The sequence below is a fragment of the Bacillus bingmayongensis genome (assembly GCF_000299035.1).
In the GTDB taxonomy this organism is placed as follows: Bacteria; Bacillota; Bacilli; order Bacillales; family Bacillaceae_G; genus Bacillus_A; species Bacillus_A bingmayongensis.
Genome location: NZ_JH921521.1, coordinates 194,093 through 218,454, shown reverse-complemented (window position 1 = coordinate 218,454; position 24,362 = coordinate 194,093). Strand labels below are relative to the sequence as shown.

Here is a 24,362-nt window from a genome sequence, read left to right as displayed (position 1 = left end):
AAGTTGGCATGTATTTTGCAATATAGAAAAAGAAAATCATAGCATAGAAAAGGATGGGAGAAACGATGAATACAAAATTCGCTAAAGTAAATGAACAAATTCCAGGACCAAAGGCAGCTTCTTTATTAGAGCGCCGTCAAAATATCGTACCAAGAGGTGTGAGTAATGGGATTTCAACATTCGTACAGTCAGCCGATGGTGCGCTTGTGACAGATGTAGATGGAAATCAATTTATCGATTTTGCCGGAGCAATCGGAACGATTAACGTAGGACATTGCCACCCTGCTGTGAAAGAAGCACTTCATAAACAAGTAGACCAATATATTCATACTGGTTTTAATGTCATGATGTATGAGCCATATATTGAATTAGCAGAGAAGCTTGCTGCATTAGCTCCTGGAAACTTTGAGAAACAAGTACTATTTTTAAATAGCGGTGCTGAAGCAGTTGAAAATGCTGTGAAAATTGCTCGTAAATATACGAAAAGACCTGGCATTATTGCGTTTTCAAAAGGATTTCATGGTCGTACATTGATGACAATGACGATGACAAGTAAAGTAAAGCCTTATAAATTCGGATTCGGCCCATTTGCACCAGAAGTATATAAAGCACCATTCCCATATGAATATCGTCGTCCAGAAGGTTTAACAGACGAACAATACGATAACTTTATTATTGAAGAATTTAAGCACTTTTTAATATCAGAAGTTGCACCAGAAAGCATAGCAGCTGTTGTGATGGAACCAGTCCAAGGCGAAGGTGGTTTTATCGTTCCAAGTAAGAAGTTTGTACAAGAAGTACGTCATCTTTGCTCTGAACATGGCATTTTATTTGTAGCTGATGAAATTCAAACAGGTTTTAGCCGTACAGGAAAATACTTTGCAATTGATCACTATGATGTCGTTCCAGATTTAATTACTGTTTCGAAATCATTAGGGGCAGGAGTACCAATTAGTGGCGTTATTGGCCGAAAAGAAGTTATGAATGAATCAGCACCAGGGGAACTTGGTGGAACATATGCTGGAAGTCCATTAGGATGCGCGGCGGCATTAGCTGTTTTGGATATTATAGAGAAAGAAAAATTAAATGATCGAGCTCTTCATGTAGGGAAAGTTGTAATGGATCGATTTGAAGAAATGAAGAAAAAATATAACTGTATTGGTGATGTGCGTGGTTTAGGAGCGATGTGTGCATTCGAACTTGTTAAAGATCGTACAACGAAAGAAGCAGATAAAGCATTAACAGCAAGTTTATGTGCTGAAGCGAATAAACGCGGACTGCTCTTATTATCAGCTGGAACGTATGGGAATGTAGTTCGTGTGTTAATGCCACTGGTCATTACAGATGAACAACTAGAAGAGGGGCTTACAATTATTGAAGATTCCTTGCAAGTTTGTTATGAGCAAGCAGATATCGCTCGTGTGTAAATAATAGAATACAAATTGAAAAAACGACATAAAGCCTTTCCTTTTAGGTGGGAGAGAGCATCCGTCCATGCATAGAAGCGATCAGACCCTCTTTTTGCCCCATGCAAAGTTAAAAGAAAGAGAGAAAACGAGTGTAGGTCACCTTTTGTTCTTCTTAGCAGCGACTTATATGTTGAAAAAATAAAATGTATTTATATATAACATATTTGCAATCATTCTAGTTTACTTCGTTTAAAAGTACAGAAAATTCCCTTAAATGAAGATTTCACTTTATAATGAAATGTAAGTGATAATAAAGTGAAGCAATGTACTTGAATTTGAGGAGTGGCTGGAATGGTTGCAGAAAAGGAACGAGCATTTATGGATTTAAAAGATGTGTTTGAATATGCATTTGATGAAATTTTTGTTACGGATGAGGAAGGGACTGTCGTCCGTGTAAATAGTACATGTGAAAGACACTATCAATTATCTGCTGAAGAGTTAGTGGGAAAGCATGTAAAAGAGCTGCAAAAAGAAGGGATTTTTTATCCATCTGCAACATTAGAAGTAATTGAGAAGAAAAAGCCAATTGAACTTGTTCAGACAACAAAGTCGGGAGAATATTTGCATGTCCGTACAAGACCTGTATTTGATGAACAAGGAAATTTGCGAAGGGTGATTAGTTATTCTCGTGACCTCACTGAACTCTATCAATTACGCAAAAAGGTAGAGGAGATGGATAATCAGTTAAAGACATATAAAAAAGAGTTAAGAGAAACGTATGAACATGAAGGGCTTATTTTTAAAAGTATAGCTATGCAAAAAATAGTCACAACAATCAAAAAAGTTTCTGTGGTAGATAGTACAGTCCTTATTTTAGGTGAGACCGGCGTAGGGAAAAGTAGATTAGTACGTCATTTGCATGAGGTGAGTCATCGTAAAAATGAAATGTTTTATGAAATTAATTGTGCGGCATTACCGACAAATTTAATCGAATCAGAACTGTTTGGTTATTCAGGTGGTTCATTTACGGGAGCAAACCGTGAAGGAAAAAAAGGAATTTTAGAGTTAGCTCATAAAGGGACCCTTTTTTTAGACGAGATTGGTGAAATGCCGCTTGAAATTCAGGCGAAACTGTTGCAAGTATTACAGGAAAAAACATTCCGCCCAGTAGGAGGTAGGGAACTAAAAAAAGTAGATGTTCGGATTGTCGCAGCTACGAATAGAGATCTAGCTGAAATGGTAAAACAAGGTACTTTCCGAAAAGATTTATACTATCGTTTGAATGTAATTCCTATTCAAATTCCGCCGCTGCGCGAGAGAACGGAAGATATTTTACCGTTAGTTTATCATTACTTACAACATTTTAACGAAAAGTATGGACGTGATGTAAATTTGGCTCCTAGTACTTTACAAATGTTTGTAGGGTACCCTTGGGAAGGGAATAATAGAGAAATAGAAAATGTGATTGAACGTATTGTGATTACTGCAGATGATCTTGTGACAATAGAAGATTTGCCACTATCGATGCAGAAATCAACAGTTGAGCAATCCGGTCAAAGCCTCTATAAAATGCTGGAAGAAGTAGAACGGAATATTATCCTTAAAGCGTATAAAACATATGGATCAAGTTACAAAGTAGCAGAGTTTTTGAAAATAAGCCAGTCTGCAGCGACTAGGAAAATTAAGAAGTTTATAGGAGAGGAATTTGGCCATATGAGTGGTTAATGGTACTAGGGTGGGTGATTTTTGGAGGATATTTTTTTGTTAGAATGCTTTTCGGTAAGTATGAAGGAAATACCGTAGAAAATGAAGAGAATATAAAGGAGGAAGAGAACATTGGATAAGAAAGCGACGTATGTAAATTTAGATCAAAAAGCAATGTATATAAATGGGGAATGGATTAAGCTACAGGAACAAATTGAGATTAATAACCCGGCGACGCAGGAAGTGTTTGCAACTGTTCCGAAGGGCGGAGTCACTGAGGCAAAGCAAGCTGTAGATGCTGCACATGAAGCTTTTAAATCTTGGTCAAAATTAACTGCAGCTGACCGTGCGCAAAAATTAAAGAAGTGGTTTACGTTAATTGATGAAAACAAAGAAGAAATTGCGGCGATTATGACAAAAGAACAAGGAAAGCCGTTTGTAGAAGCACTTGGGGAAGTGAACTATGCAAATAGTTTTGTAGAGTGGTATGCGGAAGAAGGAAAGCGAGTATATGGTGAAATGATTCCAGCTTCTCATCCGAATAAACGCATTTTAGTAACGAAGCAGCCTGTTGGCGTTATTGCAGCGATTACACCGTGGAATTTTCCAGCTGCAATGATTACAAGAAAAGTAGCACCAGCACTTGCAGCAGGCTGTACAGCGGTTGTAAAACCTGCAAGCCAAACACCGTTAACGGCATTAAAATTAGCTGAATTAGCACATGAAGCAGATATTCCAAAAGGTGTTTTAAATATTGTAACAGGTAGTGCAAAGGCAATTGCTGATACTTGGATGGAGGATGGGCGCGTAAGAAAGGTTTCATTTACAGGATCAACTGAAATCGGAAAAGAATTAATGTGCGGTGCAGCGAAAACAATGAAAAAAGTGTCACTTGAACTAGGTGGGCATGCCCCATTTATTGTAATGAATGATGCAGATTTAGATAAAGCTGTAGAAGCGGTAATTGGTTCGAAGTTCCGTAACGCTGGTCAAACATGTATATGTACAAACCGTGTATTTGTACAAGAAGCGGTATATGGAGAATTTGCAGAAAAGTTCCAAAAAGCGGTAGGCCAGCTTAAGGTAGGGGATGGATTTGGAGAAGGTACGACTGTAGGACCGCTTATTGATGCAAGTGCTGTAGAAAAAGTACAAGAGCATATCGCAGATGCAATCAAAAAAGGCGGTGAAATTCTTTATGGTGGCCAAACAATTGCAGAGTTAAATGGTCACTTTATTGAACCAACTGTAATTGGAGGAGCAAACGATACAATGTTATGTATGAATGAAGAAACATTTGGTCCGGTTGCACCTGTTGCGAAATTTGAAACGGTTGAAGAAGTAATTGAACGCGCAAATAATACACCGTACGGTTTAGCGGCATATGTATTTACAAAAGACATTAGTCAAGCATTCCAGATTAGTGAATCATTAGAATATGGAATTATTGGTTTGAATGATGGACTTCCATCAGTTGCACAAGCACCGTTTGGTGGATTTAAGGAAAGTGGTATTGGTCGTGAAGGTGGTCATTTTGGAATTGAGGAATATTTAGAAATTAAATATATCTCGTTAGGATTATAATAAAGTAAAAAAGGTTGTTTTCTGAAAATGAAAACAGCCTTTTTATTATGTGAGAATGAATTAATATAAGAGAATAAGTTTACATGAGTGCTTTCAATAGATCTGTTACTAATGGAATTACTTTACCAACGAATGTTAAAATTGCAATTGCTGTCGTCATGAAAACTCCTCCTTTTGTTTTGAATATTATAATAATAAAACTTTATACATTGATTATATTAAGACGACGTACGATTCGCAATGCTTTTTAGTATGCAATATTGCATGTGTTTAAAAATGAAAAGAGCTGTTTTTTTCTAGAAAAACAGCTCTTTTCATTAAGTAATTTGTATTCTTAAAACGCCCAGTTACCTTTACGGAAGATAGGTTCACGTTTTCCATCAGCTGTAATACCGTCGATATCAAGTTCAGCTGATCCAATCATAAAGTCTTCATGTGTAATACTAGAGTTTGCTCCATTTTCAGCAAGCTCTTCTTTTGTCATTGTTTTACCACCAACTAAATTAAATGCATAAGCATTTCCAATTGCTAAATGGCAGGATGCATTTTCATCAAATAGCGTATTATAGAATAAAATATTTGTATTAGAAATTGGTGAATCATGAGGTACTAATGCAACCTCTCCTAAGAAATGAGAGCCTTCATCTGTCTCAACTAAATGTTTTAAAGCTTCTTCGCCAACATCAGCTTTATAGTCTACAATACGCCCATTTTCGAATGTAAGTGTAAAGTTATCGATAATGTTACCTGCAAATACTAATGGTTTTGTACTCGATACTTGTCCGTTTACACCTGTTTTTAATGGCATCGTAAACACTTCTTCTGTTGGAATGTTAGCCATAAATGGTACATTTTTTTCATTTAGGCTACCAGCTCCAGCCCATACGTGTTTTTCTGGAAGTTCAATTGTTAAATCTGTTCCAGGACCTGTATAATGAAGAGCTTTATAATGTTTTTCATTTAAGTAATTTACTTTTTTATGTAATGTTTCATCATGTTCTTTCCATGCTTCCACAGGATTTTCTAGATTTGCACGAGTTGCTTGGAAAATTGCATCCCATAGCTTTTCTTCTTGCTTTTCTGATGCAACATCAGGGAACACTTTTGCTGCCCATTCTTTCGTAGGAACAGAGATAACGCACCAGCTTACTTTATCAGCTTGTACATAATCGCGGTATACTTTCATTGCTTCTCCAGCAACCTTATGAGCACTTGCAATTCGTTTTGCATCTACACCTTTTAATAGATCTGGATTTTCTGCATAGATAGACATAAATGCAGCGCCTTCTTTTGCTAATTCCTCACGTGCATGCGCCTTCCAAGCAGGGAATTCTGAGAATGCTTCTTCGGGAGCTAAGTCAAATTTTAAACGTGTTAAAACTTCATCGTTCCAATCTACATATACATGTTTTGCGCCTGATTTATATGCCTTTTCTGTAACAAGACGGACAAATGGAGCTGCCTCAAGTGGTGCATTAATCGATAATGTCTGTCCGGGCTGAATATTAACACCGACATTTACTGCAAGAGCAGCATACTTTTCTAATGTTTGTTCAAATGACATATGACAATCTCCTTTATTCGAAAGATTTCTTATATACATAATACAAGAAAATTTAAAAAATATAAATAGAGCTCAGCTGAGATTGAGTTCTATTTATATTTGGTACTTTTTTACAAATCATAACATTTCTATAAGGGAGTCTACATGCTCCAAATTATAATTTAAGCTAATTTTAAAGTAGTATAGATGGATGAAAAGGCCACTTTTTCATAAAAACAGCCTAAAAATCTATTAATATTTTTCTTCTACAAGTGATGTAAACTGCGCAATTGTTGTATTAGGACCAACAATTGCGCAGTTTAATTAAGTATTGTTCGTTCGGTGTGCCTTTTGTAATGTGGGTTTCATGATCTGTAGTTACTGCAAATTCATAATGTTTCTTTGTTTCTTCCACAGCTGGATTATTATAAGAACCTACTGGATAGGCAAGTGCGATGACCTTTTTGCCTGTAAGATTTTCAATTTTTTCTTTAGATGCACGTAATTCTTCATCAGAATTGCTTGTATAAGCCACCATTGCATGATTAGCGGTATGCGATTGAATAGAAAAAATACCTGAATCAAGCATTTGTTTTACCTCATCGATTGTGAGACGATTTGGTTTATCGATATCATTTGAGATTAGGAATTCTGTTGCCGCTGGCTAGAATTTATCATCTTTTAATTTTTGTAAAATATGAAGAGCATTCATATTATTTTTCCGACCATCATCCATTGTTACAAAGACTGGTTTATTGACACGATTTACATCACCCCAACGTTCAAACGTTAACATTGTATAACCGTTAGTTTTCAAATATTGCATATGTTTTTCAAATTGCTCTGGTGGTACATATAAGCCTAAGTCACCATCACTTGGTCCAGGGTATTTTTCAATAGCATGGTACATAAGGAAAGGTACATACTGCTGGAATGTAATCGTAGATTTCACTAGAGGAACTTCTGTGTTGTCTTCTTTTAATCCCACTGTTTCAATTTGAAATTCTCCACGTTTTAAATGAAATGATTGTAAATGAAATGGGAGAGCAAAATCACGGGCTTTGTCTTGTGTAAAATTTTGCAAATGAAAATAATGGTAGTTATATAGTCCTTTATAAAAAAAACACCTCCAAAAATAGTTATTTTCGGAGGTGTCTTTAAAAACGCTTTTCTACTTTTGGGGGCTTAATGTTGGATATTTCTTTCACTGTAAACAGAAAAAATACATCTTCTTGCCAATACTAGTATATATTTATTTCTTCATATACAAAAGAGAAATCGTGTTGAAGAGTGTATGCAATATTGCATATGATTACATTGTTAAATTAGTTATTCTTAATCATAAAAAAATCACCCTAACATCCAAAACTAAAAGGGAAGAGAGGGTGATTTATTATTAAATAAATAATCCAGCAATCGTAGCGGATAAAATAGAAGCAAGTGTTGATGCAAATAGCATTTTCCAGCCAAACTTAGATACGACGCTTCCTTGTTTTTCAGAAAGAGCGCGGATTGTACCGACGATTGCACCGATTTGGCTAATACTTGCGAAACTAATTAAGAATACAGTAACGATTCCAACTGTACGTGGAGATAACGTTTTGGCAACTTCTTTTAAATCAAGAATGGCCACGAATTCATTTAAGACAATTTTTGTTCCCATGATTCCACCAGCTGGGATAATATCGTGTGCTGGAATACCCATTAGGAATGCAAATGGAGCAAGAATATAACCGAAGATTTGTTGCAGTGTAAGCGCATGTCCCATTGCGCCTGAAGCTGCACTAATCACATAGTTTACAACTTCCATAACGCCAATAAATGCAATCATTAAAGCGGCAACGATACCAGCTACTTTTAAACCATCTAATGCACCGTTAATCATTGCACCGATGAGGCTGTCACCGAATAGACTTCTTTCAAATTTTTGAACCGTTTCTTCTTCTTTTTTCGTATCAACTGGTGTTAATAATGAACACACAATTAAGCTAGAGAATAAGTTCAGTGGAAGTGCTGCTAGTACGTATTTCGCATCTAACATCATAACATAAGATGCTGTAACAGAAGCTGAAACTGAGCTCATTGCTGAACAGCAAATGATAAACATACGGTTTTTATTAAAATGCTTTAGGTCATTTTTAATTACGATTAATGCTTCACTTGAACCGAAGAATACAGAGTTTACCGCATGGAATGATTCAACGCGTGGTAAACCGGTAATTTTTGAAATCGCACCGCCGACAATGCGAACGATGAATGGTAAAACGCCTAAATAACTAAAAATAGAAAGTAGTGTTGAAAAAAAGACGATAATTAATAGTACGTTGAAGAAAAAGACAAAGTCTCTTTGAATTCCATTAAATAGGAAGTCAACACCTGTTGTACCAAGTTTAATCAGCTTGTTGAAGACTTTACTAATAAAAATGATGATCTCTTGACCAATTTTTGTGCCAAACATAAACCAACCAATTAAAATTTGGAAACCCATCATAATAGCAATTGCACGGAAGTTGATTTTACTTTTGTTGTTTGACAAAGCAAAACATAAACCTAGCACGGCAAGAATACCGATAACGCTCATTACATATTGCATGTAGTTGCCCCTTTCAGAAGTTCGTATAAAGTTTTTGCATAAAACGCTCGTTATATAACTAATAAATAAAATAGGAGAAGTTTTATGTCATACGTAAGATGTCTGACCTTTTAGAAAAGTAAAAAATAAAAAAGACTCATATGGATTCACTTTCATCTATGAGAGAAAGCTAATCAATATGAGTCTTTGTATACACAAACAAGCTAATATTCATTAGTTTTCCCCATAGTCCAGCAATTTTCGGTTGCCGGGTAGAAACTCTCGATCCATATTATCAAGTATATATGAGGTAACATCGTCCGTATTAAATTAGTAGTAGCGTAACATTAATAGAGAAGCACCGTCAATAGCTTTTTTTCTTCCAATAGAAAAAGACCATATAAGTATGATAAAATGTAACGCAGTGTTATGAAAAAGAGAGGTCGGAAAATGGTTAATAAAATGACGCCACCAGTTGAAAAAAACGAGTTTATAGATGTAGTATTTGAAGATTTAACACATGATGGTGCCGGTGTTGCGAAAGTAAAAGGATATCCTATTTTCGTGAAAAACGGATTACCAGGTGAAGAAGCACAAATTAAGGTTATTAAAGTAAAGAAAAACTTCGCATTTGGTCGTTTAATGAAGCTTCATACAGAAAGCCCGTATCGTAAAGATGCAGAGTGCCCAGTTTACAATCAATGCGGCGGTTGTCAGCTTCAGCACTTAACGTATGAAGGACAACTAAAGGCGAAGGAAAAACAAGTACGTGACGTGATTGAGCGTATCGGTGGACTTCATGATGTACCAGTTCATCCTGTTCTTGGTATGGAAAACCCGTGGGTATATCGAAACAAAGCACAAGTGCCAATTGGAGAACGTGAAGGCGGACTTGTAGCTGGCTTCTACCGCCAAGGGACGCATGACATCATTAATATGGAAACATGCTTAATTCAAGCAGAAGAAAACGATACGTTAATTCAAGAAGTAAAACGTATTTGCGAAAAACACGGTATCGCGGCGTATAACGAAGAACGTCATAAAGGAACACTTCGTCACGTGATGGCTCGTTATGGACAAGTAACAAGGGAAATTATGCTTGTCTTCATTACACGTACGGTAGAACTTCCGAATAAAAAGGCAATCATCGAAGAAATTACAGCGAAGTTCCCAAATGTAAAATCAATTGTTCAAAACGTAAATACGAAACGCACAAACGTAATCTTCGGAGACACAACAACAGTCCTATACGGATCAGAATACATTTATGACTTTATCGGTGACATTAAATTTGCTATCTCAGCACGTTCTTTCTATCAAGTAAATCCAGAACAAACGAAGGTGCTATATGATAAAGCATTAGAATATGCAAAGCTAGATGGAAACGAAACAGTCATCGACGCATATTGTGGAATCGGATCAATCTCGCTATTCTTAGCGCAAAAAGCAAAGAAAGTATATGGCGTTGAAATCGTCCCAGAAGCAATCGAAGACGCAAACCGAAATGCGGCACTAAACAACATGACAAACGCTGAATTTGCAGTTGGAGAAGCAGAAGTAGTCATTCCAAACTGGTACAAAGAAGGCATAATCGCGGATACAATCGTCGTTGATCCACCGCGTAAAGGTTGTGATGAAGCATTACTAAACACAATCATTGATATGAAGCCAAAGCGTGTCGTATACGTATCATGTAACCCGGCGACACTTGCACGTGACTTAAAAGTATTAGAAGAAGGCGGATATAAAACACAGGAAGTACAACCTGTTGATATGTTCCCGCATACTACTCATGTGGAGTGTGTGGCTTGGTTAAGCCTTGATATATAGGGATTTCATAATAATTGTTGATGGGTTTGACCACATTCGGACCACATCAACAATTATTTTATGATTTTAAAGCCTCACTTAGTGCTATAGTGGCACTTTCTTGCATATCTAATGTAACATGACTATAAGTGTCCAATGTGGTCTTAATAGAATTATGCCCTAATCGTTCACTTACGACTTTTGGATTAATGCCTAATTTAAGAAGAAGTGTAGCATGAGTGTGTCGTAAGTCATGGAATCTAATTTTAGGAACTTGTGATGTTTTTACAAACCTTTCAAAAACAGTAGTTAATGTTCTTGGATATATTGGCTGACCATCTTCTCTACAGAAGACTAAATCATTATCTTTATAAGCTGTACCAATGGATAATTTAAATTCACTTTGTTTTACTTTATAACTTTTTAACTCTTTACATAAGTTTTGGTCGATGGAAATTAAACGTTTAGAACCTGATGTTTTTGGTTCTGTAAATCGAAATCCTAATTCATCGTAAATTAGAGTTTCCGTCACACTGATCTTACCTTCAACTAAATCTACATTTTTCCACTTTAAACCTAGTAACTCACCTCTACGCATACCTGTATTGAGTGCAAGTAAAAATAAATGGTAGTAGATAGGATTATCAAATTTAGCATATGTTAAAAATGTTTTTGTCTCCTCAATTGACCACGTATTATTGACCACTCTTCGTGGTCGAGGAATTTCTACATGCTCAAATGGGTTTTTATATAGAAGTTCCCATTTAACCGCATCTTCTAATGCCCCTTTTAAAACAACAAAAATATATTCAATATATTTAGGAGATAATTCTTCATCGATTAGTGATTTAACAAATCGTTGCCCATGCAGGGGTTTTAAGTCTTTTAGTTTTTGTGAACCAAGTACAGGGATAATCCTACTGTTCACAGCTCGTCTATAATTGATAAATGTAGTTTCTCTCACTCGTTGCTTAGCTGTGTTTTCAAGCCACTCTTGTAAATATTCACTGAGAGTAAGATTCTTATCATCAACTAGACTTCCGGTATTAAATTGATGAGTAAGTTCATTACATGCTCTTTCGGCTTCTTTCTTTGTTTTAAAGCCTGATACTGTTTTTTGTTTCCTTTTACCTGTGAGCGGATCGCGACCAATATCAATTGTAAATGACCACTTTGTACCACGCTTTCTAAAATATCCTTTCATATCCATACCTCCTTGAATCAATAGTATTCTAATAGCACAGATAATTCCAGTATTATAAAAAGGAAAAAGTAACTCATTTGAGTTACTTTATGGTAAACTATATTCAACTGTATACGTCGGGTGGCTGGTTGCTATCCTTTCTCTGTATTTTAGAGAGAAAGGAGGTGACCCTTATGATGGAATATTTACTTTCTTTGTCTCAGGATTTACTCAAGGTATTCCTAACTATAGTTGTTACAGCTTATGCAAATAAGTTTGCTAACAGCTTGTTTAAGAAAAGTAAAAGAGCCACCCCTCGCCGTAGGAAGCAGGGTAGCTCTAAAAGAAAATAAATAGCAACCTTGCCATCTGATGGCGGCAGTTACTGGAAGAGATGTTACAGCATCTCTTCTTTTATTCTATGCAATTCAGATAAGTGTCATACTCACTATATAGTAAATATATATTCACTATACAGTGGTGATTCTAGTGCAAATATACCATAATCTTATTTTTTGGTCAACGCAGATAGCGGAGAATGAATAGTAAGTTTATGAAGGTCCACAAAATAAAAATCTATGGTAAAATATACGTATCCATACTTCTAAGTCCACAAAATTTGTGGGCTTTTTTTATTGATACAAAATCAGTATTTTATTTGAGATATTGACCTATGAACTTAGTTACGTTTAATGCCTAACTCTGTTTCGGTTTCAACTAAACTAGCCGTAGCATTAATAATTTTTTGATCGGAAAGTTTAATCGATTTTTGAGCCTCTTCCATTCTTCCTTTCATTGGAGCAACTCCTTTTAAACCTTGTTGCACAGCGTTTGCAGCATTACTTCTATAGTTAGTTGCTAAACCAAATTCCACTCTAAATTTCTCGATTTTTTCTTTTAGAACTGGATCGTGTAGCTTTTCAGTATCTTTAAATTCTGTATTTTTTTTAGAGAGTGTATCGTATTTATTTGAAATGAGTTCCATTTTTTCTTTTAAAACATTTGGATCCATAGATGAAACATCTTTGCTTACTTCAGTCCAAACTGGTCGCCATTCTTGATTCCATATCTCATCATACTCTTTTATCATGGAATCAATTTTGGGTTTTATTTCATTTTCATAAGTGGTTTTATCTGAATTCACATTAGTTTTTGTTTCTTCTTGTTTAGGCTGTTCTTGTTTTGCTGGTTCTTCTTTTTTAGTTTCTGGTTTTATTTTTGGGGCATTCTCTTCTTGTTTTGATGCATTATTTTGAATAGGTCTTTTTAATTCTTCTGTAAACTCTTTTACTGATTTTCTAGATTGTTCTTCTTTAGCTTCTGAATTAGCTTCCTCTTTAAGTGGTTCCTTCTTTACTTCGGTAGAAACTTTTGTAGTATCTTCTTTTTTACTACCAATATTTCCGGCAATTCCTAATACTACAATGACAGCAATAACCCAGAACCACCATTTTTTATAGAATGGTTTCTTCATAATACAATTCCTCCAATTATATAAAATGTAAGATTTCTGAAGTTAGCATAACAAATATGGTATTGATAAATTGTTATATTATGTCGAATAGACAAATAAAAAAAGAGAGCTAATAGCTCTCTTGCTCAAATTGTAAAAAAATGAATATTTTACAATTTGAAATTGGAAAACATTTCTTCTAAAATCAAATCATAACAACTCGTCATTTTCAGCTAAAGCTTTTGAGTAAAATAAGAGTTGTTTACAGTAACGCTCTCTCTGAAATTCATCTAGCGCCGCATACGTTTGTTGAACTTCTTTGAGAGTGTTACGTAACATTTTGTCATTCGTATCGCTATATCCATTAAAAAGAAAGTCTAGCGATACACCGAAAAATGATCTGATCTGAAGGATAGTTTCCATACTCGGCTCAAACATTGCATTCTCATAATTATTTATCTGATTACGACTGAGGTTTAGTTTTTCACCGAGTTGTTCTTGAGTTAAATCTCTAGATTTTCTAAGCTTCTTTAAATTTTGTCCAAACACTTCTAACGCTTTCATAATTCGAGTATAGTCTTTAGAAATCCAATATACTATATATGATTGTAAAACAATCAGTATATGATAATATGATTGCTGAGTATAGTTGAATGGAAAATAAAAAGAACGTTCGTTCTCATTTTTGTTTTTATGTGGTAAAATATTCTTATGGGTTTTCTCATACAAGAAATGTCAATTTGTAGCGATTTTTAAACTTTCTCAATAAATATCAGATAACTCTATGACCGAATATTGGGAAATTTGTGGTATTATGAAAACTAAATAAAAGGAACGAAAAAAAGACTCACAGCGTGTGTAAGTAGTGTTCGCCCACTCTTACACCGTTCGCCTCGACTCACAAGAGGGAACATCTGCCATAAGTCTATTTTCGGTCACTTCACGAGTAACATTTACATTATAACATGCCGATAATACTAAAACATTACTATGGTATTAAATTCCCGTTAAAACAGTTGAGAAAATGAGCGAAGTCTTTGTTCCATTAGGAGGAGCAAAAATGAAGAAGTTAATGAAAGAAGTGCGAGATTTTATTGATTCCAACAATATGGTTAGAAATGATCTAGCTATAAAAATAGGTGTTAGTAGTACGACACTTAGCAATGGACTCAATGGGAAATTCGAAATGAAATTTGATAATTTTTTGAAGTTGTTAAATGAAGTGTATGGTAATCAAAAAGAAATTAGATTGAAGATAAAAAAATTCGCAATGAAATGCATAAGTGATTTGAATGTAAAAAAAGCTCTTTTTTATTGTCAAGCAGCTGGGGAATATGACACGATTCAATATTTAATTAGAAAATATAAAGAAAATGAAAGTTTACAAAGATATATTGATGTATATGAACTTTTCAATAAGAGAAATCGTAATGAGGCGCGTGGACAAGAATTAAGTAATTTGGTCAATAAACTAACAAAAATAGAAGACGTAGACCGTCAAATACTTATTGAACTGTTATTAACGGTATGTATGTATGACCATGGGAATTATAGCGCGATGCTTCCGCATGCTGATAACGCTAGAAATGCACTGCCAAAAGTAAAAAATAAGTTTGTAAAACAATGTGTAGAATTACATTTTTATGAGCGCCAAGCCTATATACAGCTTCTAAATAATAATGTTAGTGAAAGCCGTAGGATAGCTAATAAAGTCGTAGAATCAAGTTTTAATGCTTTAATCACTAAAGCCACAGCATTATGTTGCATTGGGGAATCTTATATATTTTCGGGAGAAATTTTAAAAGCTGAAAAGTACATCCTAGAATCTATTAGTTTATTAAAAGAAGTATCTTCTGCACAGAAAACTAGAAAATACAAATCATTTCATACAACATTAGCTTTTCTTTACATAGAACATAACTTTAATCTTGATAAAATTGATTTTACAGCAATAGATAAAGCCGAAATTGCTTTTTTTGAAGCGAAGTTTGGTGATCGAAACCTTGCTATTAAGTTGTTAAATGAATTACTAGAAGAGAACGGAAATTTGACTGGTTTTCAATGGTATTATTACGCCTATGCTAGACCAGAAAAAAGGACAGAATATCTTAATAAAGCGTTGCTAGAACTTGCCAAAAATGGTAATATATATTATATGCAGGCTGTTCGTGAAGCCTTAACGAAAGAGCAGGTGAGCTAAGTGAAAAAAATTATAGCAACAATAATCTGTACCTTTACCTTATGCACATTAGTACATAAGGCGGATACAAAAATTAGTGCCAATTCAAATGTTACACCTACAATTCAATATATGGTGACTGATCCCGGTGGGCTTTGAGCCTAAAACAAGGGATTTAAAAAAGACGCTACCTAGGTAGCGTCTTTCGTGCATTATAGGCTATAAAACTTTTTAGTGAAACAAGTTAAAATTTTACGTTTGTGAACAATTCACAAACTAATATGGAGATATTGGAGGATGTCGGGGATGACTAGAGACGAAATTTTAAAGGGATTTTTATTGCAAGTTGCTGAATTATCTAACAACGATGAACAGGCGATTGATTCATATATCGAAATGCTATTTAATACAGAACAAAAAAATAGCCACGCCTCATAATGGGGTTGGCTATTTTATCGAGTTGTTATTTAGTTTTTCGAATTCTTCCATTAAGTTTTCTGCCTGTTTCATAATTACTTCACGTTGCGATTTTGGAAGATTAGCTAATCGCTCTTTCATTTCTTTAAATTTCACATCTAACAGTTCGTTTAGATCTTCTTCATCACTTCTACCTAATAAATAATCAGTAGTTACGTTTAATACTTCAGCAATTTTAGTAGTTACTTCCCTAGAAGGTTGTTTCTTTCCAGATTCTACTTTTGAGATGAATGATTCGCTAACGTCTACTCGTTCCCCTAATTCTTTTTGAGACCACTTTTTCTCTTTCCTTAATTCTTTTATCCTAATGGATAGTATAGGTAACATATTCAAATTCCCCTTTAAAAACTATTTTAGATTTATTTGCAATACTTTTGTTTTACAATGCTATAGTATATATTCTACATAAAACTTGACCCACAGTCCATTTCTTGTTTAATAAAAAATAAATTTTAAACAAATACTTGACCTATGGTCATGTTAATTGTACAATGAAAATGTAATCGAGAGGTGAAGCTGATGAAAATAAAAGGGAGTTACATAAGAGAACTTCGCAAAAGAAATAATCTTACACAAAAGCAACTTGGAAAACTCTCAGATATCAGTGAGAGTATGATTTCTAAGATCGAATCAGGTGGAAAATCAACAAGTATAGAAAACTTAAAAAAGATAGCAAATTCACTATCAACAACAATGGATGACTTAGTAGGATAAGGTCATTTTTAAAAGGATACAAACTTGACCTTAGGTCATATTAAGTGATTAGGACTTGACCTTAAATACAAAAGGAGGAAAGAAAATGAGTCAAATACAAGTTGCACAAGAGCCAGTAAGTAAATTGGTGTTTATGAAAGAAAACGAAGTTATAACTGACAGTTTGACACTAGCTGAAGTTTTAGGTAAACGTCACTCTGATGTATTAAGAGATATCAGAAAGCATGTAGAAAAACTTAACGAAGCTGGTGAAGTTGAATTTAACCAACGCAACATTGCGCCGGTTGGCTACTACGACGCTAAGAAAGAATGGAGATCAAAATACGATTTAACAGAAGATGGATTTGTAATGGTGATGATGTCTTATACAACAATTGAAGCAATGAAAATGAAAGTGAAATTCATCGAAGAGTTCAAACGAATGAAAGAATACATTGAACAGCAGCAACAACCTTCTGTTGAGGATGCAATCATCCATAGTATGACGGAGTTGAAACAAATTAAAGAACGCCAGAATCATACAGAAGAAGAATTAAATAAAATGAAACTTTTAGTAGATAACGAGATTTGGCTCACTGAACAGAATAAAGGAGCTGTTCAACGAAAAGTAAAACAACGTGTTTTTGAACTAAGAAAAGAAGGTTATGATAATGCATCTTATCAAGGGATATATGGAGCATTAAAAAGACATTTCGGTGTAGCTAAATACGATAAGATACCACGAAAATATTATCAAAATGCAATGAAATTCATATCTGGATGGTATCCGCTGGAGAGACCTAATTTATTTGATGACCATGTTTCATAATTGCAAGATTTTAATTTTATAAATAAGGAAAAAGGAAGTGTAAATATGAATAATTCAACAGTTCAAATAGCATTAAGTATTACAAAATTGTCAGCACAAAAAGGTTGGAAGGATGAAGAATTTTGGGAAGCTATCGAATTACTTCGTTCTAATAAAGAAGATGATAGACAAACAACAGTAGAAAAACTAGACAATGTTCCAGTTACTTATGATAGTGCAAATGATTATCCAATTATGTTGAATGTTGATCATGTGAAAGAAATATTAGGAGTTGCCCAAAGAACAGCTTATGACATTATGGATCAAAAAGGGTTTCCATTAGTAAGGATTGGTCGTAAGAAAGTAGTACCAAGAGATGCATTCTTTAATTGGTTAGAAAGGAGTGCAACAGCATGATGGAAGATACAGGTTCATTAGCAATTTTCGCAACAGTATTTGTTACTTTGATTTTAATAGTTCATATCACATCTAAACCGATTCAAAGATGGGCAGGGAGTGATGAATCACAAAATAAAAAGACCCACGGCAATGGGTCCCTTAAGAAAATCAACTTGTAAATAGTATATCACGGAAAGTGAGTAAGTAGTACATGCAGATAAATCTAGTTCCTTATCAAGTACTGTTACCTCGGAAATTTTGGGAGAAAGCAAATGATGAAAAAGAATTAAAACAAATGATTGAACACTATTTCAGTGTTAGTTATCCAGATTATGAGATTCAACAAATCATCAAAAGCGGAGAATCACATGTGGCGATTTGTGTGAGGAGGTAAATACATTGTCAGAAGTTAAATGGATAAAGTTATCAACTAGCATGTTTGAAGATGAAAAAATACGTTTAATCGAGAGTATGCCTGAAGCTGATACTTTGCTTATTATATGGATTAGATTATTAGCCCAAGCTGGAAAAACGAATGCAAGTGGTTATATCTTTCTTAGCAAAAACATTCCTTATTCAGAAGAAATGCTTGCAACACTTTTTAATAGACCAATTGCAACAGTTAGGTTAGCACTTCAAACATTTAAACAATTTGGAATGATTGAAATTACAGAAGATCAGTATATATGTATTTCAAATTGGGAGAAACATCAGAATATGGATGGGCTAGAGCGTGTACGACAATTAAATGCAGAAAGAAATAAAAAGTATCGTGAACGTAAAAAACAACAACAGCTGGCGCTAGAAAATAAGAGTAATGATAGTGACGCTTCCGTGACGTCACGTGACGATACAGATATAGAAGAAGAATTAGAAGAAGATAAAGAAAGAGATAAAGAAAATAATAAATCCTCTTCTAACAAAGAGGACAAGCCGGCACCAATTCCCTATAAGGATATTCTTGATTATTTAAATGAGAAAGCAAAAAAGAATTATAACCATCAAGCAGAGGGCCACAGGAAATTAATTAGAGCTAGATGGAATGAAGGGTATACAATTGATGACTTTAAAAAAGTAATCGATAACAAAGTATCACAGTGGCTAGGGAAATTTGATAGAGATGGAAAGCCGTTAGAACAGTATTTAAGACCAAGTACATTATTCGCGCAAAAACATTTTGATAATTATTTAAACGAAACAGTAAAAGGAGCGAAAAATAATGATGCGATTGCAAGAAACGGCGCAGTTTATTACAGCGAAACTGAATTTGACTTCTAACCTATGTGAAGTTTGTAAAGCGAAAGGAATTAAACAACGAACAATGATTTTTCGAGAAGAAGAGGTTTGTCCTAAGTGTTATTTACAACAAGATCACGATAGATTGTTTGAGGAATGCAATAAATATTACCAGGGCGAAGAGGAACGGAGAAGAAAGGCTTATTTTCATAACTACAGCTTAATTAGTGATCCAACTATCATGAATGCAACGTTTGATAACTTTGTACCGGAATGTGAAGAAGAAAGAAACAACAAAGGACAAGCTAAGGAACATGCTCGTAATTTTATCGATGATATGAAATATACATTAGTAGCTTCAGGTGATGCTGGACGTGGGAAAAGTCATTTAATGCATGCGATAGCTGAAGATATTAATGAGGGTGGATCGCAAACAGTTTTATTCATAAGCGAAAGTGTTTTATTCAAAAAACTAAAAGCTACGTTTAAAAAAGATTCCAATCTATCTGAGGATGATTATTTGCAAAAGATAATTGATGCAGATGTAGTAATCTTTGATGATTTCGGTTCAACGTTGGGAGATTATCGAGATATTAATTTGAAAGCATTAGAGTTCCATAACAAAAAAGGAGAAGGGAATATAGGTGACCTTCAAAGAGCAACAAAATATATGAACGACACTTATATGACAATCTTTGACGGAAGACAAGGTAAGGCAAATGGAATTGCTACAAATTTAGTAGGCGCAGCAATCACATATTGTTATGACCAACGTATCACATCTCGGATTCTAGGATGCAAGTCGGCTATGACATTCAAAAATACACCAGATAGACGTCAAAAAGCATTACCTTTCTAATTAAAACCGAATCGAATTAAGGAGGAGTAATAATGTGTGCATGCAATGGCAAAGGTGTTATTTATACAGAACCATTTAAAGGTGCGGTGAAAATTGAATCTTGTACATGTGAGATTGCTCAATTACAAGAAGCAACTTATCAAGATCGATGGAAAGCGTGGTTGCAATATAGTAAAGCGAAAATGCAAGAAGTAGAAGCTAAAATACACCAACAAGCTAGTTAATAAACAGTTTTGAAAAAAGGGAGAGAAGTCCATGAAAGTGGAAATCGATGTTTCAAATAATAAAATTTACGTTGTAAAGGATGGACAAGTTATTCCAGTTAATCCACCGTCAAGTGGATTTGGGGAACAGGTTGCTATTTGGGTAAATGGGAAAGTGGATCGTGTAGATACAAAGTTCACTGAAAAGATAAAATAACTCAATCGTAAAAGAAAAGGAGATAGGGATATGGGAGTGGCACAGCAGCACGAAGCAATGAAGGAATCACGTCTTAAAATATATGTTGCATTAGAAGATGCAAATTATATTTGGGATGAACGAGACGTGATTCGTTTTCGTGAGATGTGGAGTTCTGGAGTTCCTTTTGTTGAGATTTGCAAGAAGCTAAGACGTCATAAAACAGAAGTCATGCTTCTTTTGATGGATCAAGCCGATTTATGCAAAATAGAACCTCGATAAGTGGGTGATGGAAATATGAGAAGTGGACAATTAACATTCGATGATCTGTTAGGAACTTTTGATTACAAGGCAAAGAGTACGGCTGAGCAATTCTTGAAGTGTGATCCAGCTGTAAAAACATATGAAGTTCATTTTTATGACAAGGATGAAAGACAGAAGATAGATTGGTTTGATGTTGAAAGTGAGAAGGAAGCATGGGAAGAAGCGAAGTTAGAACATGGTCGTAGTATTCAGAAGATTGGAATATTTAAGTCAAAAAGAACGAGAGCGGAAATCATGGCATTGGATTAGGAGTGGTAAGGGATATGAAGGACTATCTTCCAGTTCCGACAGCTGAAGAAATGGAACAAGCTGCATCGATTGGAGTTAGTAATAAGTTATTAGATCAGAGATTACGTCAAGGATGGACAGTGGAACGGACAATTACTTCCCCACCAGGGACAAGTTACGAAGGAAAAGAAAAGCATGTGAAAATGCTGAGATTGGCTAAGAAGACAGGAATTAGTGAATCTACTTATTATCGTCGTCTAAGAGAAGGAATGACACCATATCAAGCAGCAACTACATCAAAAGAAGAAACGTACGGAAAATATAAAAATTATGTCGCGATCGCTATAGAGAACGGGATCGAGCCAAAAACATTTTATAAAAGAGTCGAAAGAAATATGGATCCATTAGAAGCGGCGACAAAGCCTGTAAAGAAGAGAAAGACAGTACAAAAAAGCTATTAAAAGGAGCGAACGAAAATGAAGGAAATCGAAAACGGTGTATTTGGAATAACTCAATTAATTAGTGAAATGAAAAAAGGAGATCACATTATAAAAGATTCTACTGTATTAGAAATTGCTAACGCCTTATCAATTGATGAATTAAACGATTATCAAGAAGCAACGTTACGTACTTGGAATAACAAAACCGATTTTGGAGGACGTGTTTCAAATGCGGCTTTAGGACTTACGGGAGAAGCTGGTGAAGTTGCCGATATTATTAAAAAAGCGATTTATCATGGACATGGGTTTCAACCAGCTCATTGTCCAGGAGAAGAAGACGGAAACACTTATAAATTGGCATTAGAGCTAGGGGACATTATGTACTATGTAGCAATTATGGCTCATGAGATTGGATATACCTTACAAGATATTGCTGAAATGAATATAGCAAAATTAGCTAAAAGATATCCGGACGGATTTAGTCGAGAAGCAAGTCAGAATCGTGTCGATGTGAAGTAAGGCCAAATTTGAATTTTATTAAGAAATGGGGAATGAGAAATGGCTATTGAAGCACATAAATGTAACGTTAAAGGATGTAATGGTCTTGTAGTTTTTGAAAATGCTGATTTTGATTTGCAAAATCCTGAAACAATTAAAGGAGTTTATGCACTTGATGATCCTACTTGTAACGTTTGCGGAAAAGAATTTTTAGTAGTACCTAGCTATTCTGTCATTGATCTTGATGTAGAAACACAAGAATTTGAAGAAATTGAACCAGCTTGTATTACTGAATGGCAGAATCAAAAATTTTAACCAAAGCGTTATTTGAATAGAAAAGGGGAATGAGAGATGAGCAGATTTCAATTTCGTACATGGGATAAAACAGCAAAGGTGATGGAGCAATATCTTCACTTGCAACTATCGCCAAATGGTCAACTGTATCACGATGGAATGAATGTTACTGATAACTATGAAATCATGCAATGTACGGGTCTTAAAGATTCTGACGGAACGGAAATATATGAAGGGGATATCGTGAAATTTAGTGGCTACGTTAATGCAATTGGAATAGTGAAATTTAATGACAAATTAGGAATTTATCAAGCAGTAAATGGTGAATCAAGTTGGCTTTGTTGTAAGGAGAGTGGAGTAGAGCAAAGGGTCATCGGAAATATCTATGACAATATAGATTTAGTGCAAAGGGGAATGAGTGATGGACAAGCAAAAACGGATTGAAATTGTGAATTCACTTATTAACTACTTAGCAGATCATGAGAAATCTTTCTTTAAATCCAAACATAAGATAGGCGAGTTTAAACATGATGGTAAAAATTTATGGTTCGTTGATGGATTTACACATGTTGCAATGCGTATGACACGTAGTCCATATAAGAATAAAAAACAAGAACGTAACTTCTCAAAAGGTGGAACGATGTGGGGATTGGTTAGGGATTTTACTGACTTTATATTTGGTAATGATGATTCAGATGGAGCGAATGGTTATGGTGGTTTGTACTGTTCTCACTGGGGTTGGCCAAAGGAAGAAATGAAGAAAATGCGTGAATACGCAAGGGAAATCGGATACTTAAAATCTTAATAAAATAGTTATTTGGTAAGCGGGAGGTGAAGATGGCAGTATGGGCCGCTTAATTACTTCTATAAAACAAACTACTAAATTATTCCGATCACCTCAACGAATTGGGGAAATCACGGAGTACAAAGGGAAACCTTATTTAATAATTGGCATCGAGAATTTTCAGGTCATAGGAAATCAAATTTCTATATGGTACACAGTACAGGATTTGGAGAATCATAACTTTATTTCAAAACAGGCGGCGCACCCTGAATATGGTTTGGAAGAAGCTTATGTTCAATATAAATATGATGCCAGCTTTGAACATGTCCAATTAGGAAGGACGTTCACATGCGAAGGAGAAAGATACAAGATTTTAGAGTATACGGATATTGTATTGAAGGGAACTGATATTGAAGTTTCATTTACGGCAAGTAAAGTGTTCCCTGTAGATCGTAAGACGGCGAAGTCAAAATACTTAACAGAAAAAAGGAAAAAGTTAGCTATAGATGTTTTATAAAATATTTATTTGAGAGAAATGGAGAATGAGATATGAAAACCTCCATAGGTAATATAACTTTGAATCCTAAAATCAAATGTTTCTTTATTGGGCATAAATGGAGCTCAAAAGTAACTAAGGATACAGTTTTTGAATGGGAAAAAGAGTGGATTTGTAAAAGATGTGGGAAGAAAGAAAAATACCAGCATTGGTTTTTATCATAAAATCCTTATTTGAATAAAAGAAACCCCGTAGATAAACAGGGTTAAGTAAGGGTATAGCCGAGAATGTCAGACTCGACAAATTAATCATAACATGGGTCCTTCGGTGGACAAGTGATTCAAATCACAGAATTAATAAAAAATTATTTTTGTAGAAAGGGAGAATGAGAGATGCGGTATACAAGAGGGAAGCAATTAGCGTTGTATGTGTGTAAAGGAGCTAATGAAGATTACAAACGATTCAAGAAAATGCGTGGAGCTATCGGGAATATGACGATAGAAGAAAATGTAACGTTACCACCATACTGTAATGAGGTCGATCCAACGTTTAGATGGGAAAGGGGTCTGAATGCTAAAAATACGGTTTCAAATCTAATTTTCTTTCGACGAAAAAGTGGAGAGTTAACAGTCATGTTAGCTAAAGAGTCTACACAAAAGTTAATAAAACAGGGATGGATTAAATAAACAAAATCGTTATTTGGGAGAATTGTGATTATTCAAATGTGTTTCAGCCATTCCAGCACCAATAATAGCACCAATAATTAATGCGCAAGCAATTAAAATACCTAAAATAATTAACATAGCAAAAGTAATTTTTTTCGCTGTATCCCCTTTCGGAGCAAGAATAGCTAAAACAATTGAGATAGGTATTAAATAAATTAAGTAATTGTTTGTATGCCCAGATAATGAAGCAAAAAACACGATTGAAACTAAAAACATTGAAATGAAACCAAAGTATTCTCTCATTGCTTTATCCTTTCTTGGAAAAG

The 24,362-nt window shown here is 34.8% G+C and carries 32 protein-coding genes, 1 pseudogene and 1 riboswitch; of the genes and pseudogenes, 25 read left to right on the top strand and 8 right to left on the bottom strand.

What is annotated here, in order from left to right:
- The first annotated feature begins 65 nt into the window (after positions 1–65).
- The 3 genes from gabT (at position 66) to Y7E_RS0126220 (ending at position 4,697) form a co-directional block, all read left to right on the top strand.
- Positions 66–1,427 (top strand): 4-aminobutyrate--2-oxoglutarate transaminase, encoded by a 1,362-nt coding sequence (gene gabT / locus Y7E_RS0126235; protein WP_017154182.1) that lies wholly within the window; start codon positions 66–68, stop codon positions 1,425–1,427.
- A 333-nt stretch (positions 1,428–1,760) separates the two neighbouring features.
- Positions 1,761–3,134 carry a sigma-54 interaction domain-containing protein gene (locus tag Y7E_RS0126230; protein WP_017154181.1) on the top strand — a complete coding sequence of 458 codons (1,374 nt, stop codon included), beginning with the start codon at positions 1,761–1,763 and terminating at the stop codon, positions 3,132–3,134.
- A 111-nt stretch (positions 3,135–3,245) separates the two neighbouring features.
- Positions 3,246–4,697, top strand: a complete 1,452-nt coding sequence (locus Y7E_RS0126220) for an NAD-dependent succinate-semialdehyde dehydrogenase (RefSeq protein ID WP_017154179.1) — start codon at positions 3,246–3,248, stop codon at positions 4,695–4,697.
- Between the two features lie 334 nt (positions 4,698–5,031).
- Here the strand turns inward: Y7E_RS0126220 and Y7E_RS0126210 are convergent, their stop codons facing one another.
- The 3 genes and pseudogenes from Y7E_RS0126210 to Y7E_RS0126200 form a co-directional block, all read right to left on the bottom strand.
- On the bottom strand, positions 5,032–6,261 hold the full coding sequence (locus Y7E_RS0126210) for an aminopeptidase (protein WP_017154178.1): 1,230 nt from the start codon (positions 6,259–6,261) through the stop codon (positions 5,032–5,034).
- A gap of 231 nt (positions 6,262–6,492) precedes the next feature.
- Positions 6,493–7,321, bottom strand: a pseudogene (locus Y7E_RS30430) (polysaccharide deacetylase family protein); the annotation flags it as partial.
- Positions 7,322–7,636: 315 nt separating this feature from the next.
- The gene (locus tag Y7E_RS0126200) at positions 7,637–8,833 is read right to left on the bottom strand and encodes a NupC/NupG family nucleoside CNT transporter (RefSeq protein ID WP_017154175.1); all 1,197 of its coding nucleotides are present in this window, start codon (positions 8,831–8,833) and stop codon (positions 7,637–7,639) included.
- Between the two features lie 206 nt (positions 8,834–9,039).
- Positions 9,040–9,141: riboswitch (purine riboswitch) on the bottom strand.
- A 121-nt stretch (positions 9,142–9,262) separates the two neighbouring features.
- On the opposite strand from Y7E_RS0126200, the gene rlmD reads away from it, so the two are divergent.
- A complete protein-coding gene (gene rlmD / locus Y7E_RS0126195; RefSeq protein ID WP_017154174.1) occupies positions 9,263–10,642 on the top strand; it encodes a 23S rRNA (uracil(1939)-C(5))-methyltransferase RlmD in 1,380 nt (459 codons plus the stop codon).
- 58 nt (positions 10,643–10,700) lie between these two features.
- Here rlmD and Y7E_RS0126190 read toward each other — a convergent pair whose 3' ends face one another.
- Positions 10,701–11,825 carry a tyrosine-type recombinase/integrase gene (locus Y7E_RS0126190; protein ID WP_017154173.1) on the bottom strand — a complete coding sequence of 375 codons (1,125 nt, stop codon included), beginning with the start codon at positions 11,823–11,825 and terminating at the stop codon, positions 10,701–10,703.
- A gap of 173 nt (positions 11,826–11,998) precedes the next feature.
- Between Y7E_RS0126190 and Y7E_RS33800 the strand changes: the two genes are divergently transcribed.
- Positions 11,999–12,157: a hypothetical protein gene (locus Y7E_RS33800; RefSeq protein ID WP_017154172.1), complete on the top strand. Its 159-nt coding sequence runs from the start codon at positions 11,999–12,001 to the stop codon at positions 12,155–12,157.
- A 326-nt stretch (positions 12,158–12,483) separates the two neighbouring features.
- Here Y7E_RS33800 and Y7E_RS34610 read toward each other — a convergent pair whose 3' ends face one another.
- Together Y7E_RS34610 and Y7E_RS0126175 are read right to left on the bottom strand one after the other, a co-directional pair.
- Positions 12,484–13,278, bottom strand: coding sequence for a hypothetical protein (locus Y7E_RS34610; RefSeq protein WP_017154171.1), 795 nt, complete (start codon positions 13,276–13,278; stop codon positions 12,484–12,486).
- Positions 13,279–13,467: 189 nt separating this feature from the next.
- The gene (locus Y7E_RS0126175) at positions 13,468–13,821 is read right to left on the bottom strand and encodes a helix-turn-helix domain-containing protein (protein ID WP_026049360.1); all 354 of its coding nucleotides are present in this window, start codon (positions 13,819–13,821) and stop codon (positions 13,468–13,470) included.
- 496 nt (positions 13,822–14,317) lie between these two features.
- Between Y7E_RS0126175 and Y7E_RS0126170 the strand changes: the two genes are divergently transcribed.
- Both Y7E_RS0126170 and Y7E_RS34850 read left to right on the top strand, forming a co-directional pair.
- On the top strand, positions 14,318–15,457 hold the full coding sequence (locus tag Y7E_RS0126170) for an AimR family lysis-lysogeny pheromone receptor (protein WP_017154169.1): 1,140 nt from the start codon (positions 14,318–14,320) through the stop codon (positions 15,455–15,457).
- A 285-nt stretch (positions 15,458–15,742) separates the two neighbouring features.
- Positions 15,743–15,874, top strand: a complete 132-nt coding sequence (locus Y7E_RS34850; protein ID WP_017154168.1) for a hypothetical protein — start codon at positions 15,743–15,745, stop codon at positions 15,872–15,874.
- 9 nt (positions 15,875–15,883) lie between these two features.
- On the opposite strand, the gene Y7E_RS0126155 is transcribed toward Y7E_RS34850, so the two are convergent.
- Positions 15,884–16,240 carry a helix-turn-helix domain-containing protein gene (locus tag Y7E_RS0126155; RefSeq protein ID WP_017154167.1) on the bottom strand — a complete coding sequence of 119 codons (357 nt, stop codon included), beginning with the start codon at positions 16,238–16,240 and terminating at the stop codon, positions 15,884–15,886.
- Between the two features lie 192 nt (positions 16,241–16,432).
- Here Y7E_RS0126155 and Y7E_RS0126150 point away from each other — a divergent pair, with 192 nt between their 5' ends.
- The 18 genes from Y7E_RS0126150 to Y7E_RS0126060 all read left to right on the top strand — a co-directional run bounded on the left by Y7E_RS0126150 (position 16,433) and on the right by Y7E_RS0126060 (position 24,057).
- Positions 16,433–16,627 carry a helix-turn-helix domain-containing protein gene (locus Y7E_RS0126150; protein WP_017154166.1) on the top strand — a complete coding sequence of 65 codons (195 nt, stop codon included), beginning with the start codon at positions 16,433–16,435 and terminating at the stop codon, positions 16,625–16,627.
- A gap of 85 nt (positions 16,628–16,712) precedes the next feature.
- Entirely contained in the window at positions 16,713–17,435 is a 723-nt protein-coding gene (locus tag Y7E_RS0126145; protein WP_017154165.1) for a Rha family transcriptional regulator, read from the top strand.
- Positions 17,436–17,480: 45 nt separating this feature from the next.
- Positions 17,481–17,831: a helix-turn-helix domain-containing protein gene (locus Y7E_RS0126140; RefSeq protein WP_026049359.1), complete on the top strand. Its 351-nt coding sequence runs from the start codon at positions 17,481–17,483 to the stop codon at positions 17,829–17,831.
- Positions 17,828–17,992, top strand: a complete 165-nt coding sequence (locus Y7E_RS33795) for a hypothetical protein (protein ID WP_017154163.1) — start codon at positions 17,828–17,830, stop codon at positions 17,990–17,992. Before Y7E_RS0126140 ends, Y7E_RS33795 begins: the two co-directional genes overlap by 4 nt.
- A 32-nt stretch (positions 17,993–18,024) precedes the next feature.
- Positions 18,025–18,207, top strand: coding sequence for a hypothetical protein (locus tag Y7E_RS30420; RefSeq protein ID WP_017154162.1), 183 nt, complete (start codon positions 18,025–18,027; stop codon positions 18,205–18,207).
- 5 nt (positions 18,208–18,212) lie between these two features.
- Entirely contained in the window at positions 18,213–19,091 is an 879-nt protein-coding gene (locus Y7E_RS0126125) for a phage replisome organizer N-terminal domain-containing protein (protein WP_017154161.1), read from the top strand.
- The gene (locus Y7E_RS0126120; RefSeq protein ID WP_017154160.1) at positions 19,033–19,908 is read left to right on the top strand and encodes a DnaA ATPase domain-containing protein; all 876 of its coding nucleotides are present in this window, start codon (positions 19,033–19,035) and stop codon (positions 19,906–19,908) included. The genes Y7E_RS0126125 and Y7E_RS0126120 overlap by 59 nt, the downstream gene beginning before the upstream one ends.
- Before the next feature lie 32 nt (positions 19,909–19,940).
- Entirely contained in the window at positions 19,941–20,132 is a 192-nt protein-coding gene (locus Y7E_RS0126115) for a hypothetical protein (protein ID WP_017154159.1), read from the top strand.
- A 31-nt stretch (positions 20,133–20,163) separates the two neighbouring features.
- A complete protein-coding gene (locus Y7E_RS31080) occupies positions 20,164–20,328 on the top strand; it encodes a DUF3954 domain-containing protein (RefSeq protein ID WP_017154158.1) in 165 nt (54 codons plus the stop codon).
- A 30-nt stretch (positions 20,329–20,358) separates the two neighbouring features.
- Positions 20,359–20,589 carry a hypothetical protein gene (locus Y7E_RS0126105; protein WP_017154157.1) on the top strand — a complete coding sequence of 77 codons (231 nt, stop codon included), beginning with the start codon at positions 20,359–20,361 and terminating at the stop codon, positions 20,587–20,589.
- Between the two features lie 15 nt (positions 20,590–20,604).
- On the top strand, positions 20,605–20,880 hold the full coding sequence (locus tag Y7E_RS0126100; protein WP_017154156.1) for a hypothetical protein: 276 nt from the start codon (positions 20,605–20,607) through the stop codon (positions 20,878–20,880).
- Between the two features lie 14 nt (positions 20,881–20,894).
- On the top strand, positions 20,895–21,320 hold the full coding sequence (locus Y7E_RS0126095; RefSeq protein ID WP_017154155.1) for a hypothetical protein: 426 nt from the start codon (positions 20,895–20,897) through the stop codon (positions 21,318–21,320).
- Positions 21,321–21,335: 15 nt separating this feature from the next.
- A complete protein-coding gene (locus tag Y7E_RS0126090; protein WP_017154154.1) occupies positions 21,336–21,818 on the top strand; it encodes a nucleoside triphosphate pyrophosphohydrolase family protein in 483 nt (160 codons plus the stop codon).
- A 39-nt stretch (positions 21,819–21,857) separates the two neighbouring features.
- Entirely contained in the window at positions 21,858–22,112 is a 255-nt protein-coding gene (locus tag Y7E_RS0126085) for a hypothetical protein (RefSeq protein WP_017154153.1), read from the top strand.
- Positions 22,113–22,148: 36 nt separating this feature from the next.
- A complete protein-coding gene (locus tag Y7E_RS30410) occupies positions 22,149–22,535 on the top strand; it encodes a YopX family protein (protein ID WP_017154152.1) in 387 nt (128 codons plus the stop codon).
- Positions 22,513–22,896 carry a hypothetical protein gene (locus tag Y7E_RS0126075; RefSeq protein WP_017154151.1) on the top strand — a complete coding sequence of 128 codons (384 nt, stop codon included), beginning with the start codon at positions 22,513–22,515 and terminating at the stop codon, positions 22,894–22,896. The genes Y7E_RS30410 and Y7E_RS0126075 overlap by 23 nt, the downstream gene beginning before the upstream one ends.
- A 40-nt stretch (positions 22,897–22,936) precedes the next feature.
- Positions 22,937–23,392: a hypothetical protein gene (locus tag Y7E_RS0126070; RefSeq protein WP_017154150.1), complete on the top strand. Its 456-nt coding sequence runs from the start codon at positions 22,937–22,939 to the stop codon at positions 23,390–23,392.
- A gap of 371 nt (positions 23,393–23,763) precedes the next feature.
- On the top strand, positions 23,764–24,057 hold the full coding sequence (locus Y7E_RS0126060) for a hypothetical protein (protein ID WP_017154148.1): 294 nt from the start codon (positions 23,764–23,766) through the stop codon (positions 24,055–24,057).
- Positions 24,058–24,066: 9 nt separating this feature from the next.
- On the opposite strand, the gene Y7E_RS35100 is transcribed toward Y7E_RS0126060, so the two are convergent.
- Entirely contained in the window at positions 24,067–24,339 is a 273-nt protein-coding gene (locus Y7E_RS35100) for a hypothetical protein (RefSeq protein ID WP_017154147.1), read from the bottom strand.
- Positions 24,340–24,362: the final 23 nt, after the last annotated feature.

Coding starts and splice junctions, on each gene's coding strand:
- gabT (WP_017154182.1), top strand. CDS start 66: ATGAATACAAAATTCGCTAAAGTAAATGAACAAATTCCAGGACCAAAG.
- Y7E_RS0126230 (WP_017154181.1), top strand. CDS start 1,761: ATGGTTGCAGAAAAGGAACGAGCATTTATGGATTTAAAAGATGTGTTT.
- Y7E_RS0126210 (WP_017154178.1), bottom strand. CDS start 6,261: ATGTCATTTGAACAAACATTAGAAAAGTATGCTGCTCTTGCAGTAAAT.
- Y7E_RS0126200 (WP_017154175.1), bottom strand. CDS start 8,833: ATGCAATATGTAATGAGCGTTATCGGTATTCTTGCCGTGCTAGGTTTA.
- rlmD (WP_017154174.1), top strand. CDS start 9,263: ATGGTTAATAAAATGACGCCACCAGTTGAAAAAAACGAGTTTATAGAT.
- Y7E_RS0126190 (WP_017154173.1), bottom strand. CDS start 11,825: ATGAAAGGATATTTTAGAAAGCGTGGTACAAAGTGGTCATTTACAATT.
- Y7E_RS33800 (WP_017154172.1), top strand. CDS start 11,999: ATGATGGAATATTTACTTTCTTTGTCTCAGGATTTACTCAAGGTATTC.
- Y7E_RS34610 (WP_017154171.1), bottom strand. CDS start 13,278: ATGAAGAAACCATTCTATAAAAAATGGTGGTTCTGGGTTATTGCTGTC.
- Y7E_RS0126175 (WP_026049360.1), bottom strand. CDS start 13,821: ATGAAAGCGTTAGAAGTGTTTGGACAAAATTTAAAGAAGCTTAGAAAA.
- Y7E_RS0126170 (WP_017154169.1), top strand. CDS start 14,318: ATGAAGAAGTTAATGAAAGAAGTGCGAGATTTTATTGATTCCAACAAT.
- Y7E_RS34850 (WP_017154168.1), top strand. CDS start 15,743: ATGACTAGAGACGAAATTTTAAAGGGATTTTTATTGCAAGTTGCTGAA.
- Y7E_RS0126155 (WP_017154167.1), bottom strand. CDS start 16,240: ATGTTACCTATACTATCCATTAGGATAAAAGAATTAAGGAAAGAGAAA.
- Y7E_RS0126150 (WP_017154166.1), top strand. CDS start 16,433: ATGAAAATAAAAGGGAGTTACATAAGAGAACTTCGCAAAAGAAATAAT.
- Y7E_RS0126145 (WP_017154165.1), top strand. CDS start 16,713: ATGAGTCAAATACAAGTTGCACAAGAGCCAGTAAGTAAATTGGTGTTT.
- Y7E_RS0126140 (WP_026049359.1), top strand. CDS start 17,481: ATGAATAATTCAACAGTTCAAATAGCATTAAGTATTACAAAATTGTCA.
- Y7E_RS33795 (WP_017154163.1), top strand. CDS start 17,828: ATGATGGAAGATACAGGTTCATTAGCAATTTTCGCAACAGTATTTGTT.
- Y7E_RS30420 (WP_017154162.1), top strand. CDS start 18,025: ATGCAGATAAATCTAGTTCCTTATCAAGTACTGTTACCTCGGAAATTT.
- Y7E_RS0126120 (WP_017154160.1), top strand. CDS start 19,033: ATGATGCGATTGCAAGAAACGGCGCAGTTTATTACAGCGAAACTGAAT.
- Y7E_RS0126115 (WP_017154159.1), top strand. CDS start 19,941: ATGTGTGCATGCAATGGCAAAGGTGTTATTTATACAGAACCATTTAAA.
- Y7E_RS31080 (WP_017154158.1), top strand. CDS start 20,164: ATGAAAGTGGAAATCGATGTTTCAAATAATAAAATTTACGTTGTAAAG.
- Y7E_RS0126105 (WP_017154157.1), top strand. CDS start 20,359: ATGGGAGTGGCACAGCAGCACGAAGCAATGAAGGAATCACGTCTTAAA.
- Y7E_RS0126100 (WP_017154156.1), top strand. CDS start 20,605: ATGAGAAGTGGACAATTAACATTCGATGATCTGTTAGGAACTTTTGAT.
- Y7E_RS0126095 (WP_017154155.1), top strand. CDS start 20,895: ATGAAGGACTATCTTCCAGTTCCGACAGCTGAAGAAATGGAACAAGCT.
- Y7E_RS0126090 (WP_017154154.1), top strand. CDS start 21,336: ATGAAGGAAATCGAAAACGGTGTATTTGGAATAACTCAATTAATTAGT.
- Y7E_RS0126085 (WP_017154153.1), top strand. CDS start 21,858: ATGGCTATTGAAGCACATAAATGTAACGTTAAAGGATGTAATGGTCTT.
- Y7E_RS30410 (WP_017154152.1), top strand. CDS start 22,149: ATGAGCAGATTTCAATTTCGTACATGGGATAAAACAGCAAAGGTGATG.
- Y7E_RS0126075 (WP_017154151.1), top strand. CDS start 22,513: ATGGACAAGCAAAAACGGATTGAAATTGTGAATTCACTTATTAACTAC.
- Y7E_RS0126070 (WP_017154150.1), top strand. CDS start 22,937: ATGGGCCGCTTAATTACTTCTATAAAACAAACTACTAAATTATTCCGA.
- Y7E_RS0126060 (WP_017154148.1), top strand. CDS start 23,764: ATGCGGTATACAAGAGGGAAGCAATTAGCGTTGTATGTGTGTAAAGGA.
- Y7E_RS35100 (WP_017154147.1), bottom strand. CDS start 24,339: ATGAGAGAATACTTTGGTTTCATTTCAATGTTTTTAGTTTCAATCGTG.